The organism is Pseudomonas sp. KH_040 (assembly GCF_057839305.1).
Window position 1 is genome coordinate 2,319,810 of the sequence record NZ_CM174487.1, and the last position, 13,208, is coordinate 2,333,017.

At 57.2% G+C, this 13,208-nt stretch carries 17 protein-coding genes and 1 pseudogene; 12 read left to right on the forward strand and 6 right to left on the reverse strand.

Features of this window, described 5'->3' with window-relative positions:
* Nucleotides 1-163 precede the first annotated feature (163 nt).
* Nucleotides 164-358, reverse strand: coding sequence for a carbon storage regulator CsrA (gene csrA, locus AC3IUF_RS10340; RefSeq protein ID WP_003179932.1), 195 nt, complete (start codon nt 356-358; stop codon nt 164-166).
* A gap of 250 nt (nt 359-608) precedes the next feature.
* On the opposite strand from csrA, the gene AC3IUF_RS10345 reads away from it, so the two are divergent.
* Nucleotides 609-977, forward strand: coding sequence for a hypothetical protein (locus AC3IUF_RS10345; protein ID WP_007913471.1), 369 nt, complete (start codon nt 609-611; stop codon nt 975-977).
* A gap of 16 nt (nt 978-993) precedes the next feature.
* Nucleotides 994-1,225, forward strand: a pseudogene (locus AC3IUF_RS10350) (SIP domain-containing protein); the annotation flags it as partial.
* A 57-nt stretch (nt 1,226-1,282) separates the two neighbouring features.
* Here AC3IUF_RS10350 and AC3IUF_RS10355 read toward each other — a convergent pair.
* The 3 genes from AC3IUF_RS10355 to AC3IUF_RS10365 all read right to left on the reverse strand — a co-directional run bounded on the left by AC3IUF_RS10355 (nt 1,283) and on the right by AC3IUF_RS10365 (nt 3,533).
* Nucleotides 1,283-1,972 (reverse strand): endonuclease, encoded by a 690-nt coding sequence (locus tag AC3IUF_RS10355; RefSeq protein WP_095111733.1) that lies wholly within the window; start codon nt 1,970-1,972, stop codon nt 1,283-1,285.
* Between the two features lie 4 nt (nt 1,973-1,976).
* Complete coding sequence (locus AC3IUF_RS10360; protein WP_090282667.1) at nt 1,977-2,246, reverse strand: DUF1654 domain-containing protein; 270 nt, start codon at nt 2,244-2,246, stop codon at nt 1,977-1,979.
* Nucleotides 2,247-2,444: 198 nt separating this feature from the next.
* Entirely contained in the window at nt 2,445-3,533 is a 1,089-nt protein-coding gene (locus tag AC3IUF_RS10365; RefSeq protein ID WP_095111732.1) for an asparaginase, read from the reverse strand.
* A 348-nt stretch (nt 3,534-3,881) separates the two neighbouring features.
* Between AC3IUF_RS10365 and AC3IUF_RS10370 the strand changes: the two genes are divergently transcribed.
* From AC3IUF_RS10370 to AC3IUF_RS10405, 8 genes are all read left to right on the forward strand, one after another.
* Nucleotides 3,882-4,331 carry a hypothetical protein gene (locus tag AC3IUF_RS10370; protein WP_007913475.1) on the forward strand — a complete coding sequence of 150 codons (450 nt, stop codon included), beginning with the start codon at nt 3,882-3,884 and terminating at the stop codon, nt 4,329-4,331.
* A 201-nt stretch (nt 4,332-4,532) separates the two neighbouring features.
* Nucleotides 4,533-5,489, forward strand: a complete 957-nt coding sequence (locus AC3IUF_RS10375) for a sugar ABC transporter substrate-binding protein (RefSeq protein ID WP_007913476.1) — start codon at nt 4,533-4,535, stop codon at nt 5,487-5,489.
* A 56-nt stretch (nt 5,490-5,545) separates the two neighbouring features.
* The gene (locus AC3IUF_RS10380) at nt 5,546-7,099 is read left to right on the forward strand and encodes a sugar ABC transporter ATP-binding protein (protein WP_489280973.1); all 1,554 of its coding nucleotides are present in this window, start codon (nt 5,546-5,548) and stop codon (nt 7,097-7,099) included.
* The gene (locus tag AC3IUF_RS10385; RefSeq protein WP_007913478.1) at nt 7,096-8,073 is read left to right on the forward strand and encodes an ABC transporter permease; all 978 of its coding nucleotides are present in this window, start codon (nt 7,096-7,098) and stop codon (nt 8,071-8,073) included. Before AC3IUF_RS10380 ends, AC3IUF_RS10385 begins: the two co-directional genes overlap by 4 nt.
* 3 nt (nt 8,074-8,076) lie before the next feature.
* Nucleotides 8,077-9,096: a LacI family DNA-binding transcriptional regulator gene (locus AC3IUF_RS10390; RefSeq protein WP_007913479.1), complete on the forward strand. Its 1,020-nt coding sequence runs from the start codon at nt 8,077-8,079 to the stop codon at nt 9,094-9,096.
* A 24-nt stretch (nt 9,097-9,120) separates the two neighbouring features.
* Nucleotides 9,121-10,038, forward strand: coding sequence for a ribokinase (rbsK, locus tag AC3IUF_RS10395; RefSeq protein ID WP_447784451.1), 918 nt, complete (start codon nt 9,121-9,123; stop codon nt 10,036-10,038).
* Nucleotides 10,035-10,439: a D-ribose pyranase gene (gene rbsD, locus AC3IUF_RS10400; RefSeq protein WP_007913481.1), complete on the forward strand. Its 405-nt coding sequence runs from the start codon at nt 10,035-10,037 to the stop codon at nt 10,437-10,439. The genes rbsK and rbsD overlap by 4 nt, the downstream gene beginning before the upstream one ends.
* A 32-nt stretch (nt 10,440-10,471) precedes the next feature.
* Nucleotides 10,472-11,500: a nucleoside hydrolase gene (locus AC3IUF_RS10405; RefSeq protein ID WP_007949847.1), complete on the forward strand. Its 1,029-nt coding sequence runs from the start codon at nt 10,472-10,474 to the stop codon at nt 11,498-11,500.
* A 32-nt stretch (nt 11,501-11,532) separates the two neighbouring features.
* Here AC3IUF_RS10405 and AC3IUF_RS10410 read toward each other — a convergent pair whose 3' ends face one another.
* Nucleotides 11,533-11,745, reverse strand: coding sequence for a hypothetical protein (locus AC3IUF_RS10410; RefSeq protein WP_007913484.1), 213 nt, complete (start codon nt 11,743-11,745; stop codon nt 11,533-11,535).
* Between the two features lie 131 nt (nt 11,746-11,876).
* On the opposite strand from AC3IUF_RS10410, the gene AC3IUF_RS10415 reads away from it, so the two are divergent.
* Both AC3IUF_RS10415 and AC3IUF_RS10420 read left to right on the forward strand, forming a co-directional pair.
* Nucleotides 11,877-12,182, forward strand: a complete 306-nt coding sequence (locus AC3IUF_RS10415) for a hypothetical protein (RefSeq protein WP_489280974.1) — start codon at nt 11,877-11,879, stop codon at nt 12,180-12,182.
* A gap of 169 nt (nt 12,183-12,351) precedes the next feature.
* The gene (locus AC3IUF_RS10420) at nt 12,352-12,669 is read left to right on the forward strand and encodes an I78 family peptidase inhibitor (protein WP_007913486.1); all 318 of its coding nucleotides are present in this window, start codon (nt 12,352-12,354) and stop codon (nt 12,667-12,669) included.
* Nucleotides 12,670-12,741: 72 nt separating this feature from the next.
* Here AC3IUF_RS10420 and AC3IUF_RS10425 read toward each other — a convergent pair whose 3' ends face one another.
* Complete coding sequence (locus AC3IUF_RS10425) at nt 12,742-12,954, reverse strand: cold-shock protein (protein WP_003179963.1); 213 nt, start codon at nt 12,952-12,954, stop codon at nt 12,742-12,744.
* Nucleotides 12,955-13,208: the final 254 nt, after the last annotated feature.

The following is a 13,208-nucleotide window of genomic DNA, read 5'->3' on the forward strand; positions in this document are numbered from 1 at the left end:
CTCGGTAGTATCGATCAGCAGAAAGGGCGGGAGGATAACGCGGAAGGATCATGTGTCAGGCGCCGTGCCCAAGGAGCTTGGGAAGCGGATGGCAAAACGGCGCGTGAATCTCTAGCCAGTCATTCCACGAGGTAAACGGACTGGCTACTGACTGCGATGCGGCTCAGGGAGTTTGTGGCTTGTCCGGGGCGGTCAGGCCAGCCTGAATGCGCTGGTAAATCTCTTCACGGTGCACGGCAACGTTTTTCGGAGCGTTGATACCAATGCGGACCTGTTGGCCGCTTACGCCCAGAATGGTGATCGTAATGTCATCACCAATGTTTATGCTTTCACCGACTTTGCGGGTGAGTATCAGCATGGTCTTCTCCTTGATTGCTTTGTAGGGCACCTGATTCAGACAGTGCAGAGGTCGGTGGTACGTATAGATTAGTGCGAAGTCTCACGGTTTGGGTGCCTCTTTCTGACGCGCAGAAGCGGCATTAATTCCCAGGGCGTAACTATACAGAGGCTGCAACCATCAATCTCGTTGTTTTGTGCCCATTTTGCGGGCCTCGCGAAGTATTTATGAATGATAAGATCGCGGCTTTGAGAATTTCGAGGAAAGCGTTGTGCGCAAATTGGTTTGGGTAGTCGCGGCACTGGTATTGGCAGGGTGTGGTGAAGGCAAGAGTGTAGACGCACCAAAACCACAATCGGCTGCAGTAACGGCGCCGTCGGCGGCTGTGGCACCACAATGGGATCTCGAAGTGCGCGGCGAAACGCCACAAGCTGTCAGCGACCTGAGTGGCTGGCTGATCGAGCACGCCTTTGTGCCTACGGTGATCAAGGACAGCAGCGGCAAAACGCGAATTCTGATTGGTCCGTTCAACTCTCAGGCTGAAGCTGAGGCGCGTAAGGTGCAGGTGGATGCGGCTTTGGTGAAGGCCAAGAAGCAGAACGTTGAATCGGTGTTGGTCGAGCATCCGCTCGCGCCGTAAACGTGCGCGCGTGTTTCTGCCCGTTCATGCGTCTTCAGCGGGACAAACGATTGAATTGGCTGACGTCGACATAGAAAAGGACATTCTCTGGGAAATCGCCGACACCGCCACTGAAGGCTTTTACGGCTGGATTGCCGGAGAGTCGGCAGCCGTGATGAGCTTGCGCAGATACCAGATCAAAGAGCGCGTTCATACCTCGTGAGACACTTAATCTGATGGGCTACTGGCGGCACAATAAGACGGCCAGCCAAGCACAAAATAAAAAGGCCTCGAACGTTATGTTCGAGGCCTTTTTCGTGCTGCAATCAACCGCAGGCTTTCATGTTCACCGGCCCGACAAATTCGTTGCCGCGCCCCATCACGCACGCCACGCTTTGATTGCGCTGACGCTCCCAGTCCTGCACCGGGTAAGTCTTGTCCCATGCCTCGTACAATTGTCGATCCTGTTTCGACAGGCGCAAGCCGTACTGCTTGCTCATGTAAAAGTACGTACGGGCGATCATGCCGCGAATCGAAGGGCGGGGCATTACCTTCTTCGCCTTGAAGTCGACCTGGGTCAGGCATGAGCCGTACTGCCCGGATTGCACCGGCAACCAACCGTAGCTGAAGTTGCTGCGGTCTCCGTTGACCTCGCCAATGCTCGGTACCAGGTTATGCAAGTCGGCTTCGGCTTTCTGATAGCTTGGGTCGTAACGGGTGCAGTTCTTTCGTCCACCTTCCTGCCAGCACTGACGCTGATGGCCGAACTGCCAGGCCGGCACGATGTGCTCCCATTCAATACGTGACGCACGCTTGGCGTTCTTGCGCGGTACGTAACCGCAGGCTTTCAGATCAACCTTGTTGCCGGTGTACTTGCACCCGCAATAAAACTCTGTGGACTGTGGCGCGTACAGCTTCCAGGCGACCTTCTTGGCTTCGGTAAATGTGCGGGGTGCACCAGCCTGGGCACCCATGGTGATGAACAGCAGCAGCAAAGCAAAACAGCGGACACTCATTGAATCAATCTTCCTTCGGCACAACCCAAAAAATCTGCACGCCACCGTCGTCGCGATAGGCGAGGGTGACGTTGTCGTTCTCGTCGATTTCCTCGAGCAGGCGCTCCCAGTCGTCCATCGGCTCGTCGGGCAAGCGGAAGATCAGTGCGGCTTTGGCTTTTTGAGCGGTGGGCGAATTGATGATTTTTTGAACGCGCATACCCATGCGTTCGTAAGCGTCAGGAGCATCTGGGGAAGTGGCCACGAGGTTATCCTTATTAAGCTGTACGTGCATACAGTATTTAACTGTAAGCATTTTCGCAACTGCTTAAAATTCAAGAAAATCCTCTGACAGCGGTTTTCAGAGTTTGGTGTAGGCCGTGTCGATTTTTTTGTGGGAAAAGTGCGAGAGAGTTGTAAGCGATGCACCACCCGCCCATTGGGCGAGTAGTGCGCAGGATGCCCGATCGAGAATTGATCGGGCGAAGGTCAATCAGTATTCCCAGAACATCCGTTGCAGCTCTTTGCTGTCGTTGGTTTTGGTCAGTGCGACCATTGCCAGGATGCGGGCTTTTTGCGGGTTCAGGTCGTGTGCAACAACCCAGTCGTACTTGTCGTCAGGCTGCTCGGCGTTACGCAGAACGAAGCCTCCAGCGTTGACGTGGGACGAGCGAATGATTTGCACGCCATCCTTGCGCAGTGCTTGCAGGGCTGGAACAACGCGGGAGGACACCGAGCCGTTACCGGTGCCGGCGTGGATGATCGCCTTGGCACCGGACTGTGCGAGGGCCTTGTAGGCGGTATCGCTGACGTTGCCGTAGGAATAGGCGATTTCTACGTCAGGAAGGCTCTTGATGTTTTTGATGTCGAATTCCGAATCCATGGTGTGACGCTTGGCTGGCAAGCGGAACCAGTAGGATTTGCCTTCAACCACCATGCCCAATGGACCCCAGGCGCTTTTGAACGCTTCGGTCTTGATGTTGATCATTTTGCTGACGTCGCGACCGGACTGGATTTCATCGTTCATGGTCACCAGTACGCCTTTGCCGTGCGCTTCTTTGCTGCTGGCCACGGCCACGGCGTTGTAGAGGTTGAGCATGCCATCGGCGGACATCGCCGTGCCCGGACGCATCGAGCCGACGACGATGATCGGCTTGTCGGTTTTTTCTACCAGGTTGAGGAAGTAAGCGGTTTCTTCCAGGGTGTCGGTGCCGTGGGTGATGACGATGCCGTCGACGTCTTTGCTGTCAGCCAGTTCGGCCACGCGACGACCCAGTTGCAGCAGGTTTTCGTTGGTGATGCTTTCCGAAGCAATCTGCATGACTTGTTCGCCACGCACGTTCGCCAATTTGCTCAGCTCGGGAATGCCGGCGATCAATTGTTCGACGCCAACCTTTGCCGCCTGATAGGTGGCGCTATTGGCGGCGCTCGCGCCGGCACCGGCGATGGTGCCGCCTGTTGCAAGTACCACGACGTTAGCGAGCTTGGTCTGGGTTTCGACTTCTTTCGCCTGAAGGGCGGAAGGCAAGAGCAGAAGCAGGGCCAAAGCGCCCGGAACCAAAGTGTTGAAAGCAGATTTCATTATTTTTCTCTCTAGTAGTGAGACGGTGCTGATGCAGGTTCATCTAGATGCGCCCCAAGCCGATCTGAATGCTTGGGGTGCGGTGAGGGGAGCAGGATCTGTACCAGCCGTACTTTGCGTCAGAGAAATGTTTAACTTGATGATTTACATCAAGATTTTATGGGTTTGAAAATGTCGGGGTGAATCGTTTATCCGGTTTTCCGAACGATGGACACTTTCGCGTTCGGCTCTCCGAAAAGGACTACTGCTTTTGTCGAGTATTTCGAGTGGCCGGTTTCGGCTTTTCTGCTAAAGAAACTTTCGCGGGGGCCGATGGTTGTCCAAGGAAACAGAATCTACGGAGTTCACATGTCACTGACGGTCGGTTTATCTAATCCTGCGGCAGTCACCATCGGCGGCAAAACCGCAGCGACTATCAATGCATTGAGCGAGGCGGGAGCGGAGGCTTCCACCGAGGCGCTGGGCACTGAGAAGGAATCGAACAATCAGGTCAGGACCGGTGGCGCCGCCGCGCCAGAAGACAGCAAGGCTGAAAGCGGCGACAACCTGAGCGTCACGGTCAAGATGCTGCTCAAGCGAATGCAGGAACTGCAAAAGCAACTTCAGGAGCAGCAACAACAACTGGCGGCCGCACAAGCCAAGACCTATCCGACGCCTGAGGCCAAATCGCAAGCGGTGATGTCCATTCAGGGGCAAATCGCGCAAACCAGCGCTGCGATGGCAGAAGTGGCCGGTGCACTGGTCAAGGAAATGACGAAGAGTTCCACCAGCGGTAATCTGGTCAGCACCACGGCATAAGCAGTGAAGGGGCGAGTCCGACGATTCGCCCTACAACAAATGACGATTTCTGATTGTTGACAAATGTCGGCGGGATTCGCATAGTTCGGTCTACGCAAACGTTTGCGCGGCTTTCACGGCGCTGTATGGCCCGCAAGAAAGCCATGTAGCTTACGTCAGCGCAAGCGTTGCTCACAATAATCATAAGATCGGAGTGAACCCATGAAGCTGCCATTCGCTGGACGTCTTCTTGCTGTCGCTATGCTGGCTGCCACAGCCGCCGCACTACCTGTCTCTTCGGCATTCGCCGAATCTGCCGAGAAACCCAAAGTCGCGCTGGTCATGAAGTCACTGGCCAACGAATTCTTCCTGACCATGGAAGATGGCGCCAAGGCCTACCAGAAAGAACACTCCGCCGATTTCGACCTGATCTCCAACGGTATCAAGGACGAAACGGATACTGCCGGCCAGACTCGCATCGTCGAGCAGATGATCCTGGCCAAGGTCAACGCGCTGGTTATCGCCCCATCTGACTCCAAAGCCATGGTGCCGGTGATCAAGAAAGCCGTCGATGCCGGCATCACCGTGATCAACATCGACAACCAGCTCGATCCGGCCATCGTCAAAAGCAAAAACATCAGCGTGCCCTTCGTAGGTCCGGACAACCGCAAAGGTGCGCGTCTGGTCGGTGAATATCTGGCCAAGCAGCTCAAGGCCGGTGACGAAGTCGGCATCATTGAAGGTGTGTCCACCACCACCAACGCCCAGCAGCGCACCGCTGGCTTCAAGGATGCGATGGACGCTGCACAGATCAAGATCGTTTCCCTGCAATCCGGTGATTGGGAAATCGACAAAGGCAACAAGGTTGCCGCTTCGATTCTCAGCGAATACCCGGACGTCAAAGCGCTGCTGGCCGGCAACGACAGCATGGCAGTAGGCGCTGTCTCTGCTGTGCGTGCCGCCGGCAAGGCTGGGCAGGTGAAGGTCGTCGGTTACGACAACATCAATGCCATCAAGCCGATGTTGAAAGATGGCCGCGTGCTGGCCACCGCTGACCAGTTCGCTGCCAAGCAAGCTGTGTTCGGTATCGAAACCGCGTTGAAAATCATCAAGGGCGAGAAAGTCGACAGCGGCGCCAATGGTGTGATCGAAACACCGGTCGAGCTGGTCACCCAGTAAGTCTTCTGGCGACACAACGGCGCTCGTCCGTCCGGGCGAGCGCATGGAGAGTTTTTATGTCAGTTTCCGCCCCGAACGCTGTCCTCTCGGTCAGCGGTATCGGTAAGACCTATGCGCAACCGGTGCTTACCGGCATCGACTTGACGCTGATGCGCGGTGAAGTGCTGGCGCTGACCGGCGAGAATGGCGCCGGCAAAAGTACCCTGTCGAAAATCATTGGCGGACTGGTCACACCGACCACCGGCCAGATGCAATTCCACGGCAAGGACTATCGTCCGGGCAGCCGTACCCAGGCTGAAGAGCTCGGCGTGCGTATGGTCATGCAAGAACTCAATCTGTTGCCGACCCTGTCGGTGGCGGAGAACCTGTTTCTCGACAACCTGCCAAGCAACGGCGGCTGGATCAGCCGCAAGCAGTTGCGCAAAGCCGCGATCGAAGCCATGGCGCAGGTCGGTCTCGACGCGATCGATCCGGATACGCTGGTTGGCGAGTTGGGTATCGGGCATCAGCAGATGGTCGAAATCGCCCGTAACCTGATCGGCGATTGCCACGTGCTGATTCTCGATGAGCCGACCGCGATGCTGACCGCACGTGAAGTCGAAATGCTCTTTGAGCAGATCACCCGCTTGCAGGCACGCGGCGTCTCGATCATCTACATTTCCCACCGTCTCGAAGAACTGGCCCGCGTCGCGCAACGGATTGCCGTGCTGCGTGACGGCAATCTGGTCTGCGTCGAGCCGATGGCCAATTACAACAGCGAGCAACTGGTCACGCTGATGGTCGGTCGCGAACTGGGCGAGCACATCGACATGGGCCCGCGCAAGATCGGTGCTCCGGCGCTGACTGTCACGGGTTTGACTCGCTCTGACAAAGTGCGCGATGTCTCGTTCGAAGTGCGTGCCGGCGAGATCTTCGGGATTTCCGGACTGATCGGGGCAGGGCGCACAGAACTGCTGCGCCTGATTTTTGGTGCGGACGTTGCCGACAGCGGCACCATCGCGCTCGGCTCCCCGGCCAAAGTGGTCAGTGTGCGCTCGCCGGTCGATGCGGTGCGCAACGGTATCGCGTTGATTACCGAAGACCGCAAGGGTGAAGGCCTGCTGCTCAGTCAGTCGATCAGTGCCAACATCGCACTCGGCAACATGCCGGAAATTTCCAGTGGCGGTGTCGTCAACAACGGCGACGAGATCGCTCTGGCGCAGCGTCAGATCGACGCCATGCGCGTCCGCAGCTCGAGCCCGACACAATTAGTTTCAGAGTTGTCCGGTGGCAACCAGCAAAAGGTCGTGATCGGCCGCTGGCTGGAGCGCGACTGTTCAGTGCTGCTGTTCGACGAACCGACCCGTGGCATCGACGTCGGCGCCAAGTTTGACATTTATGCCCTGCTCGGCGAACTGACGCGCCAGGGCAAAGCGCTGGTGGTGGTGTCCAGTGACCTGCGTGAGCTGATGCTGATCTGCGACCGGATCGGCGTGCTGTCCGCCGGGCGGCTGATTGACACTTTCGAGCGTGACAGCTGGACCCAGGATGACTTGCTTGCCGCCGCGTTCGCCGGCTACCAAAAACGTGATGCGTTGCTCAACGAAGCGGCGCCTAGGGATCTCCCATGAAAACTGCATCTCCTGCCGGCAAACGTAGTGGCAACTTCTATGGTCTGGGCACTTATCTGGGCCTGGCCGGTGCCTTGCTGGCGATGATTGCGCTGTTCTCGGTCTTGAGCAGCCACTTTTTGTCCTATAACACCTTCAGCACCCTGGCCAACCAGATTCCTGACCTGATGGTGCTGGCGGTCGGCATGACTTTCGTGTTGATCATCGGCGGCATCGACCTGTCGGTGGGCTCGGTGCTCGCATTGGCCGCTTCGACCGTCAGCGTCGCGATTCTCGGCTGGGGCTGGGGCGTTTTGCCCTCGGCATTGCTCGGCATGGCGGTGGCGGCACTGGCCGGTACCGTCACCGGTTCGATTACTGTTGCGTGGCGGATTCCATCGTTCATCGTCTCTCTGGGTGTGCTGGAAATGGCTCGGGGTCTGGCGTATCAGATGACCGGATCGCGCACCGCGTACATCGGTGATTCGTTCGCCTGGCTGTCGAACCCGATCGCGTTCGGCATCTCGCCGTCGTTCATCATTGCCTTGCTGGTGATCATCATTGCTCAAGCGGTTTTGACCCGCACCGTATTCGGTCGCTACCTGATCGGCATCGGCACCAACGAAGAGGCGGTGCGTCTGGCGGGGATCAATCCGAAACCCTACAAGATTCTGGTGTTCAGCTTGATGGGCCTGCTGGCCGGTATCGCCGCGCTGTTTCAGATTTCCCGTCTGGAAGCCGCTGACCCGAACGCCGGTTCCGGTCTGGAGCTGCAAGTGATCGCTGCTGTGGTCATTGGCGGTACCAGTTTGATGGGTGGGCGCGGCTCGGTGATCAGCACGTTCTTTGGTGTGTTGATCATCTCCGTGCTGGCGGCGGGTCTGGCGCAGATCGGCGCGACCGAGCCGACCAAACGTATCATCACCGGTGCGGTGATTGTGATCGCGGTGGTGCTCGACACTTATCGCAGTCAGCGCGCCAGTCGCCGGGGCTAAAACATGGCAACGATCAAGGATGTGGCAGCCCTCGCGGGAATTTCCTACACGACGGTGTCGCATGTGGTGAACAACACCCGGCCGGTCAGTCAGGAGGTGCGGCTGAAAGTCGAGGCGGCGATCAAGAGCCTCGACTATGTGCCGAGTGCGGTAGCGCGCTCGCTGAAGGCCAAGACCACTGCAACCATTGGCCTGCTGGTGCCGAACAGTCTCAACCCGTACTTTGCGGAACTGGCGCGGGGCATTGAGGATTACTGCGAGCGTAACGGCTACTGCGTGATCCTCTGTAACTCCGACGACAATCCCGAAAAGCAGCGCAGCTATTTGCGTGTGTTGCTGGAGAAGCGCATCGACGGTTTGATCGTCGCTTCCGCTGGCGGTGACAGCGGACTGGCGCAGGGGCTGGCCGGGGTGAAAACGCCGATGGTCATCGTCGACCGTGGTCTGGACGGTGTCGATGCCGATCTGGTGCGTATCGACCATGAATACGGCGCTTACCTCGCGACCCGGCATTTACTGGAATTGGGGCATCGCGACATCGCCACCATTGGCGGTCCGGCGAGTACCAGTGTGGCGCAGATGCGTCTGGCCGGATATTGCCGAGCGCTGAAAGAGGCGGGCGTTGAAGTCCGCCCGGAGCGCATGCTGGAAAGTGATTTCACCAGTACGGGTGGATACAGTGCAGCGGCGATTCTGCTTGAGGGTAACCCGCCCAGCGCAATCTTTGCCGGTAACGACATGATCGGTATCGGCGTGCTGCGCGCCGCGGCAGAGCGCAATGTTCGTGTGCCGAGCGAGTTGTCGGTGATCGGTTTCGACGATATCCAGATGAGTCGTTACGTGTATCCGGCACTCACCACTGTGGGGCAATCGATCCTGCAGTTGGGCGAGATGGCGGCCGAAGTACTGCTGCGAAGGATCGCTACGCCGAATCTGGGCACTGATCAGCGGATCGTGACCCCGAGTATTGTTTTGCGCGAATCGACCGCACCGTTGTCCGGCGTGTTCACCGAATATCGCTGAAACCGAATTGACGAGTAATGATGTATGCCAGCAAATGTAGTGGTAATAGGCAGCCTGAACATGGATCTGGTGACCCGGGCGCCGCGGCTGCCCGTCGGCGGTGAAACGCTGATCGGTCATTCGTTTGCCACGGTTTCCGGCGGCAAGGGTGCCAATCAGGCGGTGGCGGCGGCGCGTTTGGGTGCTCAGGTCGCGATGGTCGGTTGCGTTGGCAATGACGACTATGGCGTGCAATTGCGTGATGCCCTGCTGGTCGAGCAGATCGATTGCCGGGCCGTCAGCACTGTCGATGATTCCAGTGGTGTGGCGTTGATCGTGGTCGATGACAACAGTCAGAACGCCATTGTCATTGTCGCCGGCGCCAATGGCGCCATGACGCCCGCAGTGATCGACCGTTTTGATGCGGTGCTGCAGGCCGCCGACGTGATCATCTGCCAGCTCGAAATTCCGGATGCGACAGTGGGGCATGCGCTCAAACGTGCGCGCGCGCTGGGTAAAGTTGTCATCCTTAATCCGGCGCCAGCCAGTCGTCCACTGCCGGCAGACTGGTTTACCGCGATCGACTACCTGATCCCCAACGAGAGCGAAGCGACCGTGTTGAGCGGATTATCGGTGGACTCGCTGGAAAGCGCAGAAAGTGCCGCCAGCCAGTTGATCGCCATGGGGGCGGGCAAAGTCATCATTACGCTCGGTGCTCAAGGTTCGCTGTTTGCCGATGGCCAACGCTTTGAGCATTTCCCGGCACCGAAAGTGAAGGCTGTCGACACCACTGCCGCCGGAGACACTTTTGTCGGTGGTTTTGCGGCGGCGCTGGCCAATGGCAAGTCCGAGGCCGAGGCGATTCGCTACGGACAGATTGCCGCCGCGCTGTCGGTAACCCGCGCCGGTGCGCAACCGTCAATTCCAACCCAGTCCGACGTACAGGCGTTTAAACCCGCATGAAAAAGACTCCTCTGCTCAACGTCGCATTGTCGCGGCTGATTGCTTCTCTGGGCCACGGCGACATGGTGGTCATTGGTGACGCCGGGTTGCCGGTGCCGCCTGGTGTCGAGCTGATTGATCTGGCGCTGACCCATGGCGTACCGGATTTCGTCAGCACCCTGAAAGTCGTGCTCAGCGAGATGCAGGTGGAAAGCCATGCACTGGCCAAGGAAATCTTCGACAAACAGCCGACCGCGTTGAATACGCTGGATGCGTTGAATGAAGAAGGTGCTCTCGGTCGTCGTGATCTGCTCAGTCACGAGCAATTCAAGGTTCTCAGCCGACAGGCTCGGGCGATTGTTCGTACAGGCGAATGCCAGCCGTACTGCAATATCGTGCTGGTCGCCGGAGTTACGTTCTGATTTTTCGATTCCACATGCACAAGGAATGCGCCATGCAACGCTATGCTCAGAAACTGCATCAATTCATCCGGAGCTTTCTGCTTTTGTCCGTAATCACTGCCACCGGCGCCCAGGCGGCGGAGAAAATCGACCTGATTATCGACACCGACCCGGGTGCCGATGATGTGGTTGCCTTGCTGTTCGCCCTGGCTTCGCCGGACGAGCTGAACATTCGCGCGCTGACCACCGTGGCCGGCAATGTGCGCCTCGACAAGACGTCGCGTAACGCACGACTGGCTCGCGAGTGGGCAGGGCGCGAAGATGTACCGGTTTATGCCGGTGCGCCGAAGCCGCTGATGCGCACCCCTATCTACGCCGAGAACATCCATGGCAAGGAAGGCCTGTCGGGTGTCACCGTGCACGAACCGAAAAAGGGTCTGGCTGAAGGTAATGCCGTCAACTATCTGATCGATACCCTGAAAAAAGCCAAGCCGCACAGCATCACCATCGCCATGCTCGGACCGCAGACCAACCTGGCGCTGGCGCTGATCCAGGAGCCTGAAATCGTTCAGGGCATCAAGGAAGTGGTGATCATGGGCGGTGCGCACTTCAATGGCGGCAACATCACTCCGGTGGCCGAATTCAACCTGTTTGCTGACCCGCAAGCGGCTGAAGTCGTGCTGAAAAGCGGCGTGAAACTGACTTACCTGCCGCTGGACGTGACGCACAAGATCCTCACCAGTGACGCGCGCCTGAAACAGATCGCTGCGCTGAACAACAACGCCAGCAAGATTGTCGGCGACATTCTCAATGAGTACATCAAAGGCGACATGGAGCACTACGGTATTCCAGGTGGCCCGGTGCATGACGCGACGGTCGTGGCTTACTTGCTCAAGCCGGAGCTGTTCACCGGCCGTTCGGTGAATGTAGTTGTTGATAGCCGCGAAGGGCCGACTTTCGGCCAGACCATTGTTGATTGGTACGACGGCCTGAAGGCACCCAAGAACGCCTTTTGGGTTGAAAATGGCGATGCTCAGGGTTTCTTTGACTTGCTGACCGAGCGTCTGAAGCGTCTGAAGTAAATCATTCGCCCGCAGGTGCCAGCCTGCGGGTTTTATCCCTTCTCTGCGTGTTTATGCGCGACCTGTTCGGTCGGGTAACGCTCGAAAATCTGCTTGATGAAGTGCTTGGCCGCTTCAGTGCCCAACTCCTTGACCAATAGATCGATACCAATCAGCGCAAGCTCCTCGGTGGTTCCCGGGCTGTAAGAGCTGTGTCCGTCTGTCCATTTGGCATTAATGGCGGCGTCGATGCTGATGGTTGTCATGAGAGCGCTCGAAAAGTCGGAAGATCATGGATTCGAGTTAACCATTTTGTCGGGCATTTGGCACTGCGACTTAGGCATGAACGGAGCGCTATGCGACACTTGGTATTTCAAGGCTTTCCAAGGACCGTTCTGTGCAGATCGATTTGAATACCCCTGACGGCCTCACGCTCGATGCGGTGCGCCAGTTGCTCGCTTCGGCCAGCGATGACGAACACACGCAACTGCGCGTGACCAAGGGCGGTATCGCTTACATTTCTTCCGACGTTACCGGTGGGCAGGATATCGACGGTTTGCTGTTTCGCCTGGAAACCTGGGCCAAGGGTTCAGGGTATGTGGGCAATGTCGCGGCCAGTGATGAGGTGTGGGTGATGCAGATTTTCAACGCGCTGAAGGACAACTGGCCGAATCCACCGTATGACTACATCGACGTCTACTGAGCGCCGTTAATATTCAGTCACGATTGATTGATGAATAGACGCATGCCGCTCAGGCACACTCGGCGTTTTTCCAATCGTGGGGCAGGGTGATGGCCTTGGCCGTGAAACCAAACGCCGGAATGGCGGTCGCACGATCTCAGCTTAACCATTTTGAAAACAAGGAGGCTTCATGCCTTTGAAGTTCGCGACACTGGGTGCACTTATGGCCGCCGCCATGTTGGCCGGTTGCAGCACGACCTCCAGCGAGTCGGCAAAGGAATCTGCGGCGACCGAAGCCGGTCACAGCCGCTGTGAAGCCACGGCGGCGGAGTTCGCCATTGGCAAGAAAGCTTCGCCAGAGCTGCTGGAGCAGGCGCGCAACAAAGCCGGGGCGCAGAATGCCCGCTTCCTCAAGCCGAATGACATGATCACGCTCGAGTACCGCTCGGATCGCTTGAATCTGAACACCGACAACAACCTGGTGATCACACGCGTCAACTGCGGCTGATCAGCGAAGGCTTTTGTTGCAGGCATAAAAAACCCCGTCACATGGACGGGGTTTTTTTAGTGCGCGCAGAAATTACTCTGGGCGAACCTGTGCAGCTTGCATACCCTTTTGGCCTTTCTCAGCCACGAAAGAGACGGTCTGGCCTTCTTTCAGGCTTTTGAAACCGTCGGATTCGATAGCTTTGAAGTGTACGAACAGGTCGTCACCGCCACCTTGAGGAGTGATGAAGCCGAAGCCTTTTTCATCGTTGAACCACTTAACGGTGCCGGTTTGGCGATTAGACATGGTGTATCTCCAAGAAACATATATTTTTCAGTACTGTGCTGCTCAGGCCAACTGGGCACACCCGGGTATCATAGTCGAAATGTTCGCTTTGGTAGCCCCCCGGACGTGCTGTTTGCCAATCAGTCGTGTTTTCTTTACTGCCTGATTCGGCTGAAAGCCCCGGTTTACAAGGCTTTTGGCAGAACGTAAAGACAATAAAAAAACCTGTAAAACCTGCATAAATCGTCTGAAAAGGCTCAAAATCAGCCCGTTTC

Excerpts from the sequence above, each read along its gene's own strand:
- csrA (WP_003179932.1), bottom strand. The coding sequence starts at position 358 with ATGCTGATACTCACCCGCAAAGTCGGTGAAAGCATAAACATTGGTGAT.
- AC3IUF_RS10355 (WP_095111733.1), bottom strand. The coding sequence starts at position 1,972 with ATGAGTGTCCGCTGTTTTGCTTTGCTGCTGCTGTTCATCACCATGGGT.
- AC3IUF_RS10360 (WP_090282667.1), bottom strand. The coding sequence starts at position 2,246 with ATGCACGTACAGCTTAATAAGGATAACCTCGTGGCCACTTCCCCAGAT.
- AC3IUF_RS10365 (WP_095111732.1), bottom strand. The coding sequence starts at position 3,533 with ATGAAATCTGCTTTCAACACTTTGGTTCCGGGCGCTTTGGCCCTGCTT.
- AC3IUF_RS10370 (WP_007913475.1), top strand. The coding sequence starts at position 3,882 with ATGTCACTGACGGTCGGTTTATCTAATCCTGCGGCAGTCACCATCGGC.
- AC3IUF_RS10375 (WP_007913476.1), top strand. The coding sequence starts at position 4,533 with ATGAAGCTGCCATTCGCTGGACGTCTTCTTGCTGTCGCTATGCTGGCT.
- AC3IUF_RS10380 (WP_489280973.1), top strand. The coding sequence starts at position 5,546 with ATGTCAGTTTCCGCCCCGAACGCTGTCCTCTCGGTCAGCGGTATCGGT.
- AC3IUF_RS10385 (WP_007913478.1), top strand. The coding sequence starts at position 7,096 with ATGAAAACTGCATCTCCTGCCGGCAAACGTAGTGGCAACTTCTATGGT.
- AC3IUF_RS10390 (WP_007913479.1), top strand. The coding sequence starts at position 8,077 with ATGGCAACGATCAAGGATGTGGCAGCCCTCGCGGGAATTTCCTACACG.
- rbsK (WP_447784451.1), top strand. The coding sequence starts at position 9,121 with ATGCCAGCAAATGTAGTGGTAATAGGCAGCCTGAACATGGATCTGGTG.
- rbsD (WP_007913481.1), top strand. The coding sequence starts at position 10,035 with ATGAAAAAGACTCCTCTGCTCAACGTCGCATTGTCGCGGCTGATTGCT.
- AC3IUF_RS10405 (WP_007949847.1), top strand. The coding sequence starts at position 10,472 with ATGCAACGCTATGCTCAGAAACTGCATCAATTCATCCGGAGCTTTCTG.
- AC3IUF_RS10410 (WP_007913484.1), bottom strand. The coding sequence starts at position 11,745 with ATGACAACCATCAGCATCGACGCCGCCATTAATGCCAAATGGACAGAC.
- AC3IUF_RS10420 (WP_007913486.1), top strand. The coding sequence starts at position 12,352 with ATGCCTTTGAAGTTCGCGACACTGGGTGCACTTATGGCCGCCGCCATG.
- AC3IUF_RS10425 (WP_003179963.1), bottom strand. The coding sequence starts at position 12,954 with ATGTCTAATCGCCAAACCGGCACCGTTAAGTGGTTCAACGATGAAAAA.